The 16,517-nt window shown below is 69.5% G+C and carries 17 protein-coding genes and 2 pseudogenes; 5 read left to right on the top strand and 14 right to left on the bottom strand.

The features are described from left to right. Positions 1-106 precede the first annotated feature (106 nt). The 9 genes and pseudogenes from AB0J16_RS34460 to AB0J16_RS34420 all read right to left on the bottom strand — a co-directional run bounded on the left by AB0J16_RS34460 (position 107) and on the right by AB0J16_RS34420 (position 7,693). Entirely contained in the window at positions 107-634 is a 528-nt protein-coding gene (locus AB0J16_RS34460; RefSeq protein ID WP_358547254.1) for a hypothetical protein, read from the bottom strand. A gap of 197 nt (positions 635-831) precedes the next feature. Then, positions 832-1,050, bottom strand: a pseudogene (locus AB0J16_RS34455) (helix-turn-helix transcriptional regulator); the annotation flags it as partial. Further along, positions 1,049-1,432, bottom strand: coding sequence for a hypothetical protein (locus AB0J16_RS34450; protein ID WP_358547251.1), 384 nt, complete (start codon positions 1,430-1,432; stop codon positions 1,049-1,051). The pseudogene AB0J16_RS34455 and the gene AB0J16_RS34450, both read right to left, overlap by 2 nt. A gap of 171 nt (positions 1,433-1,603) precedes the next feature. Next, positions 1,604-2,608 carry an NAD(P)-dependent alcohol dehydrogenase gene (locus AB0J16_RS34445; protein ID WP_358547248.1) on the bottom strand — a complete coding sequence of 335 codons (1,005 nt, stop codon included), beginning with the start codon at positions 2,606-2,608 and terminating at the stop codon, positions 1,604-1,606. Next, the gene (locus tag AB0J16_RS34440) at positions 2,605-2,838 is read right to left on the bottom strand and encodes a helix-turn-helix transcriptional regulator (RefSeq protein ID WP_358547245.1); all 234 of its coding nucleotides are present in this window, start codon (positions 2,836-2,838) and stop codon (positions 2,605-2,607) included. Before AB0J16_RS34440 ends, AB0J16_RS34445 begins: the two co-directional genes overlap by 4 nt. Continuing rightward, on the bottom strand, positions 2,832-3,257 hold the full coding sequence (locus tag AB0J16_RS34435; protein ID WP_358547242.1) for a hypothetical protein: 426 nt from the start codon (positions 3,255-3,257) through the stop codon (positions 2,832-2,834). The genes AB0J16_RS34440 and AB0J16_RS34435 overlap by 7 nt, the downstream gene beginning before the upstream one ends. Positions 3,258-3,422: 165 nt before the next feature. Further along, on the bottom strand, positions 3,423-5,675 hold the full coding sequence (locus AB0J16_RS34430; RefSeq protein ID WP_358547239.1) for a glycoside hydrolase family 95-like protein: 2,253 nt from the start codon (positions 5,673-5,675) through the stop codon (positions 3,423-3,425). Positions 5,676-5,759: 84 nt separating this feature from the next. Further along, positions 5,760-7,121 carry an ATP-binding protein gene (locus tag AB0J16_RS34425; protein ID WP_358547236.1) on the bottom strand — a complete coding sequence of 454 codons (1,362 nt, stop codon included), beginning with the start codon at positions 7,119-7,121 and terminating at the stop codon, positions 5,760-5,762. Positions 7,122-7,195: 74 nt separating this feature from the next. Then, positions 7,196-7,693 carry a hypothetical protein gene (locus AB0J16_RS34420; RefSeq protein ID WP_357941762.1) on the bottom strand — a complete coding sequence of 166 codons (498 nt, stop codon included), beginning with the start codon at positions 7,691-7,693 and terminating at the stop codon, positions 7,196-7,198. Positions 7,694-7,919: 226 nt separating this feature from the next. Here AB0J16_RS34420 and AB0J16_RS34415 point away from each other — a divergent pair, with 226 nt between their 5' ends. Genes AB0J16_RS34415 through AB0J16_RS34405 form a run of 3 tightly spaced genes read left to right on the top strand, consistent with a single transcriptional unit; the run spans position 7,920 to position 10,112 of the window. Then, positions 7,920-9,083, top strand: coding sequence for an FAD-dependent monooxygenase (locus AB0J16_RS34415; protein ID WP_358547233.1), 1,164 nt, complete (start codon positions 7,920-7,922; stop codon positions 9,081-9,083). 50 nt (positions 9,084-9,133) lie between these two features. Further along, positions 9,134-9,691 (top strand): TetR/AcrR family transcriptional regulator, encoded by a 558-nt coding sequence (locus AB0J16_RS34410; RefSeq protein ID WP_358547231.1) that lies wholly within the window; start codon positions 9,134-9,136, stop codon positions 9,689-9,691. A gap of 25 nt (positions 9,692-9,716) precedes the next feature. Further along, positions 9,717-10,112: a tautomerase family protein gene (locus AB0J16_RS34405; protein ID WP_358547228.1), complete on the top strand. Its 396-nt coding sequence runs from the start codon at positions 9,717-9,719 to the stop codon at positions 10,110-10,112. Here the strand turns inward: AB0J16_RS34405 and AB0J16_RS34400 are convergent. Beyond that, positions 10,042-11,400, bottom strand: coding sequence for a glycosyltransferase family 4 protein (locus tag AB0J16_RS34400; RefSeq protein ID WP_358547225.1), 1,359 nt, complete (start codon positions 11,398-11,400; stop codon positions 10,042-10,044). The two genes, AB0J16_RS34405 and AB0J16_RS34400, sit on opposite strands and share 71 nt — an antisense overlap. A gap of 155 nt (positions 11,401-11,555) precedes the next feature. Between AB0J16_RS34400 and AB0J16_RS34395 the strand changes: the two genes are divergently transcribed. Continuing rightward, on the top strand, positions 11,556-11,930 hold the full coding sequence (locus AB0J16_RS34395; RefSeq protein WP_358547223.1) for a BlaI/MecI/CopY family transcriptional regulator: 375 nt from the start codon (positions 11,556-11,558) through the stop codon (positions 11,928-11,930). Position 11,931: 1 nt separating this feature from the next. After that, positions 11,932-12,882, top strand: coding sequence for a M56 family metallopeptidase (locus AB0J16_RS34390; RefSeq protein WP_358547221.1), 951 nt, complete (start codon positions 11,932-11,934; stop codon positions 12,880-12,882). 25 nt (positions 12,883-12,907) lie between these two features. Here the strand turns inward: AB0J16_RS34390 and AB0J16_RS34385 are convergent, their stop codons facing one another. The 4 genes and pseudogenes from AB0J16_RS34385 to AB0J16_RS34370 form a co-directional block, all read right to left on the bottom strand. Beyond that, positions 12,908-13,486 carry a TetR/AcrR family transcriptional regulator gene (locus AB0J16_RS34385; protein ID WP_358547219.1) on the bottom strand — a complete coding sequence of 193 codons (579 nt, stop codon included), beginning with the start codon at positions 13,484-13,486 and terminating at the stop codon, positions 12,908-12,910. Between the two features lie 105 nt (positions 13,487-13,591). Next, positions 13,592-14,890, bottom strand: a complete 1,299-nt coding sequence (locus AB0J16_RS34380) for a PHB depolymerase family esterase (protein ID WP_358547217.1) — start codon at positions 14,888-14,890, stop codon at positions 13,592-13,594. A 152-nt stretch (positions 14,891-15,042) separates the two neighbouring features. After that, entirely contained in the window at positions 15,043-15,465 is a 423-nt protein-coding gene (locus tag AB0J16_RS34375; RefSeq protein WP_358547214.1) for a roadblock/LC7 domain-containing protein, read from the bottom strand. Next, positions 15,462-16,517 (bottom strand): annotated as a pseudogene (locus tag AB0J16_RS34370) (hypothetical protein); the annotation flags it as partial. The gene AB0J16_RS34375 and the pseudogene AB0J16_RS34370, both read right to left, overlap by 4 nt.

Below are 16,517 nucleotides of genomic sequence, written 5' to 3'. Positions count from 1 at the left end.
GCTCCGTGTCCGTACGTGGCCCTCCGTACGCCTGACAAGCACGTGCGAACCGGCCCGCGACCGTCTCTCCGTACGCCCGACAAGGACCTGCGAACCGGCCCGCGAGCTAAGCCGTCCGAGCCGCAACCGTCCGCCACCCGAAGGTGACGGAGCCGGCCAGAAGCACCAGGCCGGACAGCACACCACTGATGAGCGGCACCCATGTCACGGCCGCCGTGGACGCCAAAACCAGACCGGCGACGCCCAGCAGAGTGAGCACCACACCGGGCACGGCGATGCTCCAGTCTTTCCAAACGGGCGCCAACGCGATGAAATGCACACCGACCACGAACGCCACCCAGGCCACATTGGTCTCAACAGGACGCTCCCAGGCGGCCAGCACCCGGAGGCCACCGAAGAGCAGGATCACCTCGGCGGCGACGATGATCAGGTAGCCGCGGCTGAACATGTTCCGCTGCGGACCCGGAGCGGACCGCTCCTTGCGTGCGGTGACGAACCACAGGGCCATGACACTCGCGGCCGCCAGGCACGCGGCCACCCGCAAGAGGTTCACGGTCACGGTGTTGAGCGGGCTCTGCGCGTTGACGACGACGAAGACCGCGCCGAAGACCGCGCCAACCAGCAATCCAGTCATTCGCTGCATGATCCTATTGAACTCCATATCGGGTGGGGACCGCAGTGGGGCTGGGCCGAGGACGAGGTAGCTCTGGCACTACCGCGCCGCGCGGTGCCAGAGAGGGAGGCTGGGCACTACGTTGCCGGGGCCGCGGCGACGCAGAGGCGGGTCTGGCGCTACGTTGCCGCGCGGCGGCAGAGAGGCGGGACTGGACGCTACCTGACTGCGCCGCGCAGATAGGCCAGCACCGCCAGCACCCGCCGGTTGTCGTCATCGGAAGCAGATAGCGCCAGCTTGGCGAACACACCGGCCACGTGCTTGCCTACGGCCGCCTCCGTGATCGACAGGGCGCGCGCGACGGCCCTGTTGGAGCGCCCTTCGGCGATCAGCGCCAGCACCTCGCGCTCACGCGGCGTCAGCTGGTGGGCAGGCTCAGTGATCTCCCGGGCCTTGGACCTGCTGGATCGGCTCGTCGACGACCCGATGCAGGTCACCGGCCGCGTGCAGCTCCCTGAGCCGGGCCGCTTTGCGCGGGTCGTCCAGTACGCTCGCGTGGATGATCGTGCGCATCGTCATGCCGTCCCGCAGGGCGTCGAGCACGTCGACCCGGCTCTTCTGCTCCTCGCGGCCCTTCTTTGACGAGCCCACCGGATGCATGGCGCGCAGCTCCCGGGCCGAGGCGGCGGCCTGCGCGATCTGCTGCCGTACGAGCGCGCGGTCCTCCAGCCGCTCGACGTCGACGGGGATGCCGCGCAGCTCGTCCACTACCTCTTCCAGCCGATGGGCCAGCTGAGCCAACGACACGCTCTCGTCCACACGCCTCCTTCACCTACCGCGCCGTCCGGACGCCGGGCCTCCTGGCAGCTGGACACCATTCTGGCAGCGCCAGGACGGCGTTCTCCTCTTGCCATCTCGGCGGCCACGCTCTGGTGAGCGCTGGGCGGGAGTTGCGGCCAGGCCCTGGTGGGCGGTGGGCGGGAGCGGAGGTCACGGAGCGTCCGTCGACGGGCCCGATCCCACGGTGATGACGATCTTCCCGGCGGGATGACCCTCGGCGAGGTAACGGATGGCGTCGGGTGCGTCGCCGAGGGGGTAGGTGCGGTCGATGACCGGGGTGACCGCGCCCGATTCGATCAGCTCTGCCAGCTCCTCCAGCTCTTGGGCGCGTTCCTTGGAGGTCACGCCACGGAGCCGCTGGCTGGTGAACATCGAGACGAAGGGCGCGCGCAACTGGCGGGTGTAGCCACCGAGCAGCCCGCCGGCGTCGTGCCCGCCGCCGGCCAGCACCAGGGTCCCGCGCGGGGTCAAGGCGCGCCGCAGCAGCGACAGCGGGCGGCAGCCCGCGAGGTCGATGATCACGTCGTAGCTCGGCCCGTCGCGGTCGACCTCCTCCTGGGTGTAGTCGATCACCTCGTCGGCGCCGAGCGACCGCACCAGGTCGACCTTGCCGGTGCCGCACACCCCGGTCACCTTCGCGCCGGACGCCTTGGCGATCTGCACCGCGAACGAGCCGATGCCGCCGGCCGCGCCGATGACCATCACTCTCTGCCCGGCGTGTACCTGCCCGCCGTCGCGGACGCACTCCAGCGCGGTGACCGCGGAGATGGGCACCGCGGCGGCCTGCTCGAACGACAGCCTGGGCGGCTTGGGCGCGAGCCGCTTGGCGGGGGCGGCCGCGTATTCGGCGAACGTGCCGCTGCGCGGGCTGGTGCCGTACACCTCGTCACCGGGCTTGAACCGCTGAACGCCGGCGCCGACCGCCACGACCACCCCGGCCAGGGCCCGGCCGCGTACGGACACCTTGGGCCTGGTCAGGCCGAACGCGACCCGCACCCCGTACGGCCGGCCGGTCATGCAGACCCACACGCCCGGGTCCACCCCGGCGGCGTGTACCTGGACCAGCACCTCGTCGTCGCCGATCGACGGCCGGTCCACCTCGCGTAACCGGAGGACATCGGCCGAGCCGTACACGTCCTGAGCGATCGCTTTCATTTGGTCTCCTCCTGGGAGTCGGGGTATTGGAACACCTCGTCGAGCGGGACCTTGAACACATGGGCTATCTGGAAGGCCATCTCCAGGGACGGTGAGTAGCGGCCCTGCTCGATGGCGATGACGGTCTGGCGGGTCACGGAGATGCGGTCGGCCAGCTCGGCCTGCGTCATCTCGTCGTGCGCGAAGCGCAGGGCACGGATGCGGTTGGTCACACGGGTCGGTTTCACCATTGAGGCAGGCTCCTGCGGTAGACGATGACCTTGGCGACATTGCCGAGGACCGACGACAGGGCGAAGCACACGTAGATCACGTTGGCGATCCAGAAGCGGTCCCAGTCGGCGATCGCCATGAGCATCGCCGCGACCGCGCCGATCACCACGAACGCCTGGCCGACGTGGTCGCCCAGCCGCCCGATCTCCCGGTCCCTCTCGTCCTTGACCAGGGACGCCGGCCTGGCCGCGGCGACCACGATCTCGAGCGCGATCGCGGCGAGGATGGCCGCTCCCACGCTCCACAGCAGCGCCGCGCCATAGGGCACTTCGGCCAGCGGGCGCTCGCCGGCCCGGCCTAAGACGACGAACGCGTACCCGCCGTAGGCGGCGACGGAGACGATCAGCCGGATCCACGCCCGTCTCTCTTCGAGTGTCATGACAGCTCCTTGATGTACAGAATCTTTGACATTCGAAAAGTAGCAAATCTTTGACTTCATGTCTAGAAAGTTTTACATCGCCCGCCGGTCCAAGCCAGGCCGAACACACGCAAGACCGCCGACGGGCTCACCGGAGTCCGTCGGCGGTCTTCAATCCGACAGCCGCTAGGGCAGGCCCCACGCCGGCGCGCTGTCATCGCCCGGGACGTCGCGCGGCTGAGCAGGGTGCTGACCTGGTCGGCTGATGACGGCCGTCCTGCCTCTGCGCAGTGGGATCTCAAGGGTGTCCGTACCCCGGTGGGGGAGCGGTCTGCCGTGCTCGTCGCGGACCTCGACCGGACCCTCGATGCCGTGCTTGAGCCGCAGCGGCTCGCCCGCCTCGCTGTGGACCCTGATCCAGTCCGTACGCCCCTGACTCCGCGAGGCGTCCACCAGGAACGCGCCCTGCGTACGCAGCCGCTCGACCGACACATCGGCCCAGGTGGCGGAGACCGCGGGGAACACCTTGACCACCCCGCCGTGGCTCTGGATCAGCATGTCGAGCACCGACTGCGCGGCGGCCAGCGGGCTCTCGACGGCGAAGTTGGCGCCCTCCCTGTACATGGTGTTGGGAGTGATCGCGCAGTTGTCCACGACGTTGCCGTCGATGAAGAAGCGCAGCTGGGCCAGCGCCTCCTCCGGGTTGCCGAACAGCGTCTCCATCGAGGAGGCCGCCGCGAAGCTGTAGCCGTGCCACCGCTCGCGCATGCTGGTCCAATGCTCGAAGCTGCGCCGGTCGAGCGACTCCTGCAGCGGATACATCCACAGCAGGTGCGAGTAGTGCCGGTGAGACTCCGCCAGCGGCACGTCCGCCCCGATCATCACCCCGTCCTCGTTCTGGTGGTAGGGCACCAGCCGCGCGAGGATCTCCTGCCAGCGGGACTTGCGCGGGTCGTCGAGGCGTAACCGCTCGGCGCTGTCGAGGAGGGTGCGGCAGCCCCAGCGGATGAGCGAGAGGTCGTAGGTGGCGTCGGAGGCGTTGGCGTACTCGGGCGAGCGGGTCTCGGGCAGGTGCAGCCGGCCGTCGGCGCCCTCGACCAGGAAGCGCTCGTAGTAGGTGATCGCGCCGGTGAGGATCGGGTGGAGCACGTCGCGCAGCACGCCGTCGTCCATGGAGTGGCGGTAGGTGAGCCAGACGTTGTGCATGCCCCAGGTGAGGTTGCCGGTGTGGTCGTTGGGACTCACGCCGGGCACGCCGACGTATCGCGGGCCGGGCCTGAGCATGCGGTCGCCCGGATGGCACAGCGCGTAGGACTTCCCATCGCGATAACCCGGATTCACATTAAGCTCCAGATTTTCGCGATATTTCCGGAACGTTGTGGTTACCGCGTCCAGCTCCGGGTGGTTCGAGCCGTTGATCATCGGATAGCTGACCTGGACGTTCAGGTTCCACCAGATGTTGGTCCAGCTGTTGCCCGCCTCGGGGAACCACGGCCCCCACTCGGTCACCACGGGCGCGCCGTCCCTGGTGGCCGAGGCCATCTTGTAGAGCTGGATCCAGTAGAACCGCTGCAGCCGCTTGTCCGGGATCGACAGCAGACTGCGCCGGTAGAACCGCTGCCACCAGAGCCGGTGGGCCAGGACCTGCGCCTCCGGGTTCCCGTCGAGCACCCGGCGCACGGTCCGTACGGCCTCCTCGACCCCGGTCGAGTCCGGGTATCCGTAGGCGATCGTGGCGGCGAACACCCGGCCGGTGCCGTGCCGGACCTCGCGCCAAGCCGTCGTGTAGCCACCTCCGGCGTGCATGGGCTGCTCGACGTGCCCCTCGGCGGCCACCGGCTCGGGATTGCCGGTGTATTCGGGCGGGAGCCGGATCGTCCTGGTCGTATGGGAGGGCAGGGGCGTGAAGCCCCACGCCGCCGCCTCCTCGCCCGGGGTCGGCGTCATGGACACCAGCAGCACACCGCGCTGGTTGAGCACGAGCGCGCTGAACCGGACGCCGCCCTGGGCGGTCGTCACGGTCCCGGTGAGCTCGGCGCGTTCGAGGTCCAGCCGCCAGTCCACCGCGGTGACGGTCCCGGCGAAGGTCAGCGTCAGATAGCCGATGGGCAGCCGCGAGTAGCCGATCGCCGCCTCCCACTGGCCTCGCTGGTCCTGTACGAGGGAGTGGCTGAGCATGAACCGCAGGACGTTCCCCTCGCCGCCCTTGTTGTAGACGTGCACGCCGAGAAACCCGTTGCCCAGGAACGGCCCGTTCTGCCAGCCACTGGGGAGCCGCTTCCAGATCATGGCGGCGTCCCGCAGGACGTCCCCGTACGCGTCCGTCTTCTCCGTTACGGCCTGCGCCCACGCGGTGGGAGAGGTGGCGACCACGGCAGCGGCTCCGCCTAAGGCGATACCTCCGAGGAATGTTCGTCGTGAGGCCGAATTTTCCGACATAGTGCCTCCGCTGGGGGGACTGATGAGGCAATTCATCTGATGAATGAGAAGATCCATCGCGATGACTGCCTCTGTCAAGCCCTCTCAACGTGCTGGGTCGGCAGGAGCGACGGGGATTTTCAGCACGAATCGCGCGCCCTTCTCCGAATCCTCGATGGTCAGCGACCCGCCGTGACGCTCGGCGATCTCCCTGGCGATCGCCAGGCCGAGTCCCGTACCTCCCATGTCCTTGCTTCGGGCGGCATCCAGCCGGGTGAAGCGCTGGAAGACGAATTCCCGCTGGTCAGGGGAGATGCCGGGGCCGTCGTCATTCACTTCGAGCACCGCGTCGGCACCGTTGCGGCGGACCGAGATCGCCACGGTGGAGTCGGCGTGCCGCGCGGCGTTGTCCAGGAGGTTGGTGAGCAGGCGGCCGAGCTGGAGCCGGTCGCCCTCGACGACCGCCTCGGGCCCGAGGTCGGTCACGACGCGTGCTTTGGGGGCCCGGCGTTCGAGCTCGGACATGACCAGCTCGCGCAGGTCCACGCGGTCGCCGTCGCACTGGGCGCCGGCGTCGAGCCGGGCCAGCACCAGCAGGTCGACGACGATCGCCTCCAGCCGGTCGAGGCTGGCCAGCAGGGCTTGCGCCATCTCGGACCAGTCCGCCTCGTCCGGGTGCAGCATGGCCGCTTCCACCTGGGTGCGGATGGCGGTGATGGGACTGCGCAGGTCGTGCGAGGCGTCGGAGGCGAAGCGCCGCTGCTGCTCGACCGCCGCCTCCAGCCGCTCCAGGGTCAGGTTCGCGGTCTCGGCCAGTTTCCGGATCTCGTCGTGGTGGTCGGGCACGGGCACCCGGCGGCCGAGGTCGGTCGAGGTGATCTCGGCCAGTTCGGCGACGATGTCGTCGACGGGGTCGAGGGTCTTGCTGACGGTACGGTAGGCGCCGATCGCCGTGGCGCTGATCAGCAGCGCGGACCCGGCGAGCAGGGTGATGACAACCGAGCGATCGATGTACCAGGGGACGACGAGATCGGCGCCGTAGACGATCCAGTCGCCGCCGGCCCCGGCGACCCGTATGGCTACGACGATCATGCACGTGTCCGCGAAGCCCGGCACGGTGCAGACGATCCGGTCCTTGATCAGGCTGTCATCCGGTGGGGTGAAGGAGGCCATGCGCGGTTCGCCGATCATCCGCATGTTCGAGGCCACGAGCCTGCCGCCGGCGTCCACCACCTGAAGGGCGGCGATTCCATGGTCGGGAAGCACCGCGGGGAGCTGGTTGCGCGAGATGTGCCGGGCCACGTGCAACTCGGACTGGAGGATCGCGTCGGTCTGGTCGTCCATGGCGCGGTCATGGGCACCCACCAGGATGAACACGCAGAAGACCAAGCACAACGCCGCCATGACGGCACCGGCCAGCAGTGTCATCCGCGTCCGTACGGACAACTCGTGCCGCAAGGTCCCCATGTCTCTCCGTCCGCCTGACGATCACGCGCCAGGAGCGGGTGCGGAGACAGCCGCTCCTGGTTCGCCTGACTCGATCAGGTGTGCCGCGCGTGCAGCATCGGTTTCAGCGCCACCAGTGCGCCAACGGCGAATATCGCGGTGGCCAGGTAGATGAGCCCGAGGTGGCCGAGAGTGGCGAAATGGTACGGATAGTGCGCGGGCAGGGCGACGACCAGGCCCAGCACTGGGACCACGATCGACGTCACGTACGCCCACCAGAGCCCGTGCCTGACCCCGAACCAGGCGAGAGCCGCGGTGGCCAGCCCGGTCGAGGCGAGGAATCCCGACAACGCGATGTGCAGGTGCGCGATGTACCTGAACAGGTCGGGACTGAACGACTGGACCTGAGCCCGGCTGACATCGACCTCGTGCGGACCGATGCCGAGCTCCAGGAACCCGCCGGTGAAGTTGCGGATGAAGAAGATCACCGCGTAACCCATGAATGTCAGGCCGGCCAGTGCCATGAGCGCCGCGCCGAGCCGCAGGGCGCCGGGTGCCGCTTCTGTCGCCGGGTGATGAGCGATGGTCGCCATGGCCGCCCCCTTCCTGAAATTGTCGCCAAGGGGGGAGCACGGAATGAACACCCCCATTGTCCCACCTGCACGGGAACGCACTTGGCCACCCTGAGGACGTGGGAAGTGTGCCGATTATTGGGCATTTTGTGACTGGTGGTTCAGCAGGAGGAGACCGCAGGAATACGCACCTCATTGCTACGCTATGAGATGACTTGATGACGTTGCGTAGTTATGGGGAGTTAGCGTGAAGGTCGCCTGCGTCGGCGGAGGGCCCGCCAGCCTGTACTTCTCGATCCTGATGAAGCGGGTGGACCCGTCCCACGACATCACCGTCTATGAGCGAAACCCGGCCGGGTCCACCTATGGCTGGGGCGTGACATATATCTACGAACTGCTCAACAGTCTCCACGGCGTCGACCCCGAGTCCGCGCGCGCCATCAGCGAGAGCTCGGTCCGCTGGGACGGCTGGGTCATGCACGTCCACGACCGCGCGACGGTGACGGTGGACCACGGGGACGAGGGCTTCGGCATCGGCCGGCACCGGTTGCTCGACATCTTCACCGAGCGGGCCCGCTCCCTCGGTGTGCGCATCGAGTACGAGCGCGAGATCGCCGGGGAGGAGGAGCTGGCCGACGCCGACCTCATCGTCGCCGGCGACGGGATCAACAGCGTGCTGCGCGAGCGCCACTCCGACCACTTCGGCACCCAGGTCGCGGTCGGGCGGAACGTCTACATCTGGCTTGGCACCACCAAGATCTTCGAATCGTTCACCTTCGCCTTCGTGGAGACCGAGCACGGCTGGATCTGGTACTACGGCTACGGATTCGGCAAGGACCACAGCACCTGCGTCATCGAATGCGCCCCCGAGACCTGGCGGGGTCTCGGGCTCGACCAGGCGAACGAGTCCGACGGCCTGGCCCTCCTGGAGAAGCTCTTCGCCGACATCCTGGACGGGCACCCCCTGATCGGCCGGGCGCACCCCGACGGCCGGGCGCACTGGCTGAACTTCCGCACCCTGACCAACCGGAAGTGGTACCACGGCAACCTCGTCCTGCTCGGGGACGCCGCGCACACCACGCACTACTCCATCGGCGCGGGCACCGCCCTCGCATTGGGGGACGCCGCCTTCCTGGTCAACGCGCTGCACGAGGAGACGGCGCTCAAGCCCGCCCTCGCCCGCTATGAGCGGGAACGCCGGGCCGTGATCCGGGCCACCCAGCGGGCGGCCCGCTACAGCGCGCGGTGGTACGAGAGTCTGCCGCGCTACATCAACCTGCCGCCTTGGCAGCTGTTCGCGCTGCTCGGCCAGCGGCAGTCGGTGCTGCTCCCGCACATCCCGCCGCGGCTGTACTACCGGCTGGACCAGGTGGCCGGGAAGCTCGGGCTGGCGCGCGATCCCAAGCACTGACCGCACTCTGGGCTTGCATTCTGTACCTACTAGTATGTACGGTCAGTGTCGTGGACACGAGGGAACGACTGATCGAGAGCACCCGGGAGCTGCTGTGGGAGTGCGGCTACGTGGGCACCTCGCCGAAGGCGATCCAGCGGCGATCCGGGGCCGGCCAGGGCAGCATGTACCACCACTTCCGCGGGAAGTCCGACCTGGCGCTGGCCGCGATCACCCGTAGTGCCGAGGAGTTGCGTGATCGCGCGGAGGCGGAGCTCGGCGGCTCGGGCACACCGGTCCAGCGGATCGCCACCTACCTGCGCCGGGAGCGCGAGGCTCTCCGGGGCTGCCCGGTGGGCCGGCTCACCCAGGACTCGGACGTCATGGCCGATCCCACGTTGCGCCGGCCGATCGAGGAGACCTTCACTTGGCTGCGCGACCGGCTCACCGGGGTCCTCACCGAAGCGCGGGCGGCCGGTGAGCTGGCCACCGCGCTCGACCCGGCGGCCACCGCCACCGCGCTCGTCGCGGTGCTGCAGGGCGCGTATGTGCTGGCCCGCGCGGCCGGTGACGCGGACGTCTACGCGCAGGCCGTGGACGGCGCGCTCGGCCTGCTCGCCGTCCACTGAACCGGATCGTGGAAAGGAAGAAGTAATGCCATTTGTTCGCATTGATGCGGTTCGCGCAGACGAGAAGCGGCTGGCGGCCCTGGGCCGGGCCGTGCACGATGCCCTGGTCGACGCCATCGGCATCCCGCCGGACGACAGGTTCCAGGTGATCACCGGTCACGACGGAACGCGGCGGATGGTCAGCTACGACGACGGCTACCTCGGCATCCACCGGGACGACGACCTCGTGTTCGTGGCCATCACGATGCGCTCCGGGCGCACCGCGGACCAGAAGCAGGCTCTCTACCGCAGGATCGCCGAGCTCGCCCAGGACTACGCGGGCACCGAGCCGCGGAACGTGTTCGTCACCGTCACCGAGAACGAGCCGCTCGACTGGTCGTTCGGCGACGGCGTGGCCCAGTATGCGCGGGCCGCTCCGTGATCTCCACGGCCGTCCTGGGCAGGGGCGGCCGCCGAGGCCCCGTGATCTCGGCCAGCAGGCTGTCCCAGCGGGCGCCGATCTCCCGCAGGTCATAGGCCCTGGCGGTGCGCTTCGCGGCTGCGCCGAACTTGCGGCGCAGGTCCTCGTTCTCGATGAGCTCGCAGATCGTCTCGGCGAAGGCGCCGACGTCGCCCGGCTCGACCAGGCGGCCGTCGAGGCCATCGGTGATGACCTCCGCCGGACCGGTAGGGCAGTCGAAGGCGACGGCGGGCAGGCCCTTGCTCATCGCCTCGATCAACGCCATCGGCATCCCCTCGGAGCGAGAGCTGAGCAGGAACATCCCCGCATTCGCCAGCTCCTCTCCGACCTGGTCGGTACGCCCCATGAGGAAGGCGCGTCCCTCCAGCCCCGACTCCTCGATCTGGGTCTTCAGCCGCTCCCGCCACGGCCCCGACCCGTAGACGCGCAGCGTCCACTCCGGGTGCCGCTCGCCGACCAGCCGCCAGGCCGCCAGGAGCAGGTCGAAGCCCTTGACCCGATCCAGCCGCCCCACCGCGACGGCGGTCGTGCCGTCCAGCGAGGCGTCGCCGCCGCCGAGGGGCGGCAGGGCGTTGGGGATGCAGGTCAGATGGAGCTGGGGCACCGCCCTGGTGTAGCGCTCCAGGTCGTCACGGGTCAGGGTGACCAGCGCGTCCAGCTTGCCGTACCGGCGCTTGATGACCTTGCGCAGCTCGGGCTTGTGCGCGGCCAGGTTGCGGTGTTCCTGGCCGATGGTGATGACGCCGGGCGGCGCGAAACCGGCGGCGAACAGGTTGAGGCTCGGCCTCGTGGTGATCAGCACCCCGCCGCGCAGCGAGCGCAGGTGGCGCAGCAGCACCAGATCGGTCAGCAGCGAGCAGCGCCGGTAGGAGGGCTCGGTCGGGGGCACCAGCACGCTGGGCAGCCGCGACAGCCATCGGCGCAGCCTGCCTTTGTCGCGCGTACGGTCGTCGAGAACCGAGATCCGCACACCGGAGGGGAGCGGGAAGAACGGCTGGTTCCGCTCACGGATCAGGCTGACGATCTCGACGTCGTGCTCGCGCGCCAGGTATCCGGCGAGGTTGAGCACCGTGCGGATGGTGCCGCCCATGCCGTACGCGTGGAACAACAGGATGCGCACCGTGCCGGCATCGGGCGCGGGTGCCGTGCGGGCCCGCCGCAGGTCCGCCAGCCGGAGCAGCCACAGGGCCGTCCATCGCACCCAGCGTGCCCCCGACCCCAGCAGCCAATTTCGCGATCGCTCGTACACCTCAGCCGGCCCCCTACCTGGATGATCGTCACGAGAAGGACATGTCAGTACCCCCATACCTTTCTACTACATAGTTAGTAGTAGTTGAAGGGGGTGAATCGCCCAGGCACTACAGCTACTCTGCTACACAAGCTGTAAGTAGAGAGTGAGCGCTTATGACCTCACCATCGCGCCAACGCCGGGACCGGGGCGGCCTGGAGAGTGAGGTGCTGGCCATCCTGGCCGGCACCCCTGGCTCGCTGACCCCCGGTGAGGTGGCCCAGCGGCTGGCATCCCCGCTGGCCTACACCACGGTCATGACGGTGCTCAGCCGCCTGCACGACAAGGGCGCCGTCAGCCGGGTCCGCACCGGCCGCGCCTACGCCTACTCCTTCCAGCGCGACGAGGCCGCCCGGCGGGCGGCGCAGATGCGCGACCTGCTTGGTGAGGGCCAGGATCGGGCTCGGGTGCTGGCCCAGTTCGTCGGTGAGCTGTCCGAGCAGGACGAGGCGTTGCTGCAGCGGCTCCTGCGCGAGAGCGGCGGCACCTGACATGCGCGTCGACGTATACCTGCCGCTGCTCATCTCACTGCTGCTCGGCCTGGTCGCCGCGCCGCTGGCGCGCTGGCTGCCACCGTCCACCGCCGGCCGTGCCCTGGTGGCCGCCGCGCTGGTGTCGGCGATCAGCACCGCGTACGCGCTCGCGCTGCTCACCTGGACCCTGCTGGCCCAGATCCGGCTGGTGGCGTGGCTCGGCGGTTGGTCCCTGCAGTCCTGGGACGACGCCGATCCCGTGCCCACCCCGGTCGCCCTGGGTGCGGCGCTCGCACTCGGTGTCGCCGCGATCCGGCTGACCCGTACCATCTTCCGGCATCGCCGGGCCATGGCCGAGGTCCGCCGCGTCGCCGACGAGCTGGACGGCGGACCGGGCGACCTGGTCGTGATCGACGAGGTCCGCCCCGAGGCGTTCGCCCTGCCCGCCCGGCGTGGCGGGCGGGTGGTGGTCTCCACCGGCATGCTGAACGCCCTGAGCCCGGACGAGCGACACGTCCTGCTGGCCCACGAGAACGCCCACCTGGCCCACCGCCACCACCTGTGCCGGGCGCTCGCCGACGCGGCCGCCGCGGTCAATCCCCTCCTGTATCGCCTTCCCCGGGCAGTCGGCTACGCCACCGAACGCTGGGCCGACGAAGAAGCCGCGAGCGCCGTCGGTGATCGCGCGCTCGCCGCCCGGGCGCTGGCCCGCGCCGCCCTCGCCACACTGGCCGCGTCGTCTTCCCCCGCGGCCCCGGCGATGGGCTACCACTCGTCGGACGTACCCGAGCGAGTGCGCTCCCTGCTCAGCCCTCGGCCACGACGCCGGCCCGTGCTCGTGGCCGTGCTCGCCGCCCTGGCCGTCCTGACCTTGTGGGCGCCGCTGAACGCCAACCAGGACGCCGAGTCGCTGCTGGTGCACAGTGGGGCCCCCATCTTCCTGCTGTGCGCGCCCCACTGCCCGGCCTGAAGCACTTGCCCTGCCGGAAGCCGGGTCAGGGGCGGTGGGAGAAGCGGTCGACCAGGATGGCCAGCCGCCGGTCGTGGAACTCGCGGGGGAGCCTGCCGCCGCGCATGAGCGTCACCAGCCCGTGCAGGCCGCTCCAGAAGGTTTCGGTGAGCAGGCCGAGGTCGTCGTCGCCGACCTGTGATTCCAGCGCCTGGCTCAGCTCGCCGAAGGCCGCCTGCAGGGGAGCCGGTGCCTCGGGGGTGGCGAAGGGCAGGTCGACGGCCAGGCTGAAGATCACGTCGTACAGTGCGGGCCGCCGTTCGGCGAAGTCCGCGTAGGCGGCGCCGACGGCCGCGAGGGCCTGCCGGGGGTCGTCCGTCGAGGTACGGGCGGCGCGCAGGTCGACGGCCAGGTCGGCGCAGCCCTCCACCGCGACGGCCGCCATGATGGCGTCCTTGCCCTTGAAGTGGCTGTAGAGCACCGGCTGGCTGTATTCGACCTTTTCGGCCAGGCGGCGCGTCGTCACCGCCTCCCAGCCCTCGGCCTCGGCCAGCGTCCGGGCCGCTGTGATGATCAACCGTTCCCGCTCCGCCCGCTCGCGCTCCCTGCGCTCCTGAATTGACATACCGACAACTCTAGCATCGCTAGCACTTCTGTCGATGCTCTGAATCCGGGCGGCGGACGGGCCGCCGCCCGGAGCCACGACCTCTCGGGCGCTGGGCGCGGGTGGTCAGGCGATGGTGCAGGTCGTGCCGCCCAGGGTGAAGGAGGTGGGTTTGCCGGTGTTACCGGTATGGGTGGCCTGGAAGCCGAAGTTGGTGGAGGCTCCGGGTGCGATGGTGGCGTTGTAGTTGACGTTCCTGGCCGTGACCTGACCGCTGGAGGGGGAGACGGTGGCGTTCCAGGCGGAGGTGACCGTCTGCCCGCCGGGGAGGGTGAAGGTCAGGGCCCAGGTGTTGATCGGGGACGCGCTGGTGTTGGTGATGGTGACAGACGCGGTGAATCCGGTGTTCCAGCTGTTCATGGTGTAGGTGACGCCGCAGGGTCCGCCGGGCGTCGGTGTCGGCGTGGGAGTCGGGGTGGGTGTCGGCGAAGGGCCGGTGGGCCCGCCGTCCAGGCCGAAGAACTGGATGACCCCGGCGGCCATGCCGCCCTGCGGAAGGCTGTGCCCGATCCCTTGGATGCTGACGCCCTCGACGGCGACCATGGTGCCGGTGCCGCCGTAACGGGTCCGGGTCCAGGACGTCTGCGGGTGGTCGGTGAACGTGGGCGTCTGGCTGAGGCCGTGGACGTCGGTCCACTGCTTGATCTCTTCCTGGAAGTTCGGGTAGCGGAGCGTGGCGTCCTCGGTGCCGTGCCACAGTTGCATGCGCGGACGCGCCCCGGTGTAGCCGGGGAAGGCGCCGCGTACGAGGTCGCCCCACTGCTGCGGGGTCTTGATGATGGTGCCGTTGGCGCAGGCGCTGTTCCAGCTGGAGCCGTCGGTGGTGGCGAAGCAGCCGAACGGCACGCCCATGAACGCCGCCCCGGCCTTGAAGACGTCGGGATAGTCGCCCAGCAGCACGTTCGTCATCATGCCGCCTGAGGACGCGCCGGTCACGTAGACCCGGGAGGCGTCGCCGTTGTTGTGCTGCTCGACGTACTTGACCATGGACACGATCCCTACCGGGTCGCTGCCGCCGTCATGCTTGAGCGCCTGTGGCGAGGAGACGTCGAAGCAGGCCCCGCTCCTGGTGGCGGAGGGGTAAATGACGATGAATCCGTACCGGTCCGCCAGCGAGGCGAACTCGGTGCCGGAGTAGAAGGCCGGGCCGGAGCCGGTGCAGTAGTGCACGGCCACCAGGATCGGCGGCCGGGCCGCGACGTTGTTCGGTACGTACAGGTGCATCCGCAGCCCGCTGGGGTTGGTGCCGAAGTTGGTCACCTCGGTGAGTGAGGCCGGCGAGGCCGGTGGCGCCATGGTCAGCCACGCGATGACGAACATCGCGGCGGCGATCAAGGCGCCGAGCACTCTGGTGGTCATCCTCATCCGCTGCCCCTCTCTCAGTGCGACCCCGAAACATTCGGAGTATTCTCAAAAACTTTTCGAGAGACAAGGAGCCACGTGGACTGCCATATGGGCATCCGGATGACCTGGGAAATCTGCTTGGCCCAGGAGCGGATTCTTGAAACTTTCGGAGTTCACCTGGCCAGGCTGGTACGGAGGTGTGCGCGTACGGCGGGGGTCAGCACCTGGCCGGCCCGTTCCACCATGAGCGTCATGTGGTAGGCCACGAGCGCCATGTCGCAGTCAGGCGCGACGAGTGCGGCCAGGCATGAGCCGTCGCTGATCGACATCGTCAGCAGCAGCCCCTGCTGCATCTCCACCACGGCCTGGGTGACGGTGCCGGCCTCGAAGATCCTGGCCGCTCCCAGCGTCAGGCTCACCAGTCCCGCGGCGATCGTGGCCAGCTGCTCGGCCCGGTCGGCGGGAAAGGCCGCCGAGACCGCGAGGGGCAGTCCATCAGATGAGACGACGATCGCGTGGGCGACGCCTGGGACGGTGCTGACGAATTCAGTGACCAGCCAGTCGAGCCCATGCCCCACGTAAGTCAGGTCGTTCATGCACTCTGTTCCCTGTTCATAGGGCGTTCCATATTCACGGGGCCGGTAGAAGGGGCCCTGCCCTGACTGATGTCCTCGCGCGCGGCCCGGAGGCCCTTCTGGAAACTCGCCAGGCGGTTGCGCGCCCGGTCAGGTGAGATCGGGGGCGCCGGCGGAACGTCCTTCGGCGCGGTGGACGCGCCGGCCGAACCCGGCACCAGGTTTGCCTTGGGCACCCGTCTGGGCAACCCCGCGGCCGTCGCGCCGTCACGTACCGGCTCGACCGCGGCCGCCGCGGCGTGCCAGCCGGCATCCGCCTTGGCGGAACTCCAGTTCGCGCCGCTTTCCCCACGCTCGAACCAGGCCGATTCGATCGACTCGTAGATCGGCAGGTACTCGTCACCCCCGGAGGCCGGCCTCACGGCCGGGATCGGGCCGGTGGCGGCCGACTCGGTCTCGGGGAAGTCGTATCCGGCCCGCGCCGGGCCGTCCACGCGGTCGTCGAGGCTCCTGTTCGGCGGCTGGTCGCCAGTGGGCCATTTCGGCAGGCCGCTGTCGCCGGACCAGCCGACCGGCGTTCTCGTCGGCGTCCAGATGTCGCCGGTGTCGTAGGAGCCGAAGCTCGCGCGCGGCTCGGCCGCCCGACCGGTCTCGGCGGGCCGCGGGGGCGACGAGGGCCAGGCGCCTGCCGCGCCCGGAGGATTGGACGAGGGCCAGGCGCCTGCCGCGCCCGGCGGGGTGGACGGATACGACGGGTGTCCCGGGCCCAGCTGGTAGGTGGCCGCCGGCAACGGCGGCGGCGTGGAATAGGTCTCCTCGCCGCCCCCGCCGGGCATGCCGGCGTAGGCGGGCGAAGGTATGCCCAGCAGCGCCTCCGGAATCAGCACCATGGCGGTCAGACCGCCGGAGCCGTGCGGGCGCAGCTGTACGCGGACGCCGTGGCGGTGCGCCAGCCTGGCGACCACGAACAGGCCCATACGGCGCGACACCGAGACGTCCACGATGGGCGCGTCGGTGAGGCGGTCGTTGGCCGCGGCCAGTTCGTCCTGGGTCATGCCGATGCCGGAGTCGGT

Source organism: Nonomuraea sp. NPDC049750 (genome assembly GCF_040659625.1).
GTDB lineage: Bacteria > Actinomycetota > Actinomycetes > Streptosporangiales > Streptosporangiaceae > Nonomuraea.
Note: the sequence above shows the minus strand (reverse complement) of the source record. Positions and strands in the feature narration are given on the sequence as shown.

Coding starts and splice junctions, on each gene's coding strand:
- AB0J16_RS34460 (WP_358547254.1), bottom strand. CDS start 634: ATGACTGGATTGCTGGTTGGCGCGGTCTTCGGCGCGGTCTTCGTCGTC.
- AB0J16_RS34445 (WP_358547248.1), bottom strand. CDS start 2,608: ATGAAAGCGATCGCTCAGGACGTGTACGGCTCGGCCGATGTCCTCCGG.
- AB0J16_RS34440 (WP_358547245.1), bottom strand. CDS start 2,838: ATGGTGAAACCGACCCGTGTGACCAACCGCATCCGTGCCCTGCGCTTC.
- AB0J16_RS34435 (WP_358547242.1), bottom strand. CDS start 3,257: ATGACACTCGAAGAGAGACGGGCGTGGATCCGGCTGATCGTCTCCGTC.
- AB0J16_RS34430 (WP_358547239.1), bottom strand. CDS start 5,675: ATGTCGGAAAATTCGGCCTCACGACGAACATTCCTCGGAGGTATCGCC.
- AB0J16_RS34425 (WP_358547236.1), bottom strand. CDS start 7,121: ATGGGGACCTTGCGGCACGAGTTGTCCGTACGGACGCGGATGACACTG.
- AB0J16_RS34420 (WP_357941762.1), bottom strand. CDS start 7,693: ATGGCGACCATCGCTCATCACCCGGCGACAGAAGCGGCACCCGGCGCC.
- AB0J16_RS34405 (WP_358547228.1), top strand. CDS start 9,717: ATGCCATTTGTTCGCATTGATGCGGTTCGCGCAGACGAGAAGCGGCTG.
- AB0J16_RS34395 (WP_358547223.1), top strand. CDS start 11,556: ATGACCTCACCATCGCGCCAACGCCGGGACCGGGGCGGCCTGGAGAGT.
- AB0J16_RS34390 (WP_358547221.1), top strand. CDS start 11,932: ATGCGCGTCGACGTATACCTGCCGCTGCTCATCTCACTGCTGCTCGGC.
- AB0J16_RS34385 (WP_358547219.1), bottom strand. CDS start 13,486: ATGTCAATTCAGGAGCGCAGGGAGCGCGAGCGGGCGGAGCGGGAACGG.
- AB0J16_RS34380 (WP_358547217.1), bottom strand. CDS start 14,890: ATGAGGATGACCACCAGAGTGCTCGGCGCCTTGATCGCCGCCGCGATG.
- AB0J16_RS34375 (WP_358547214.1), bottom strand. CDS start 15,465: ATGAACGACCTGACTTACGTGGGGCATGGGCTCGACTGGCTGGTCACT.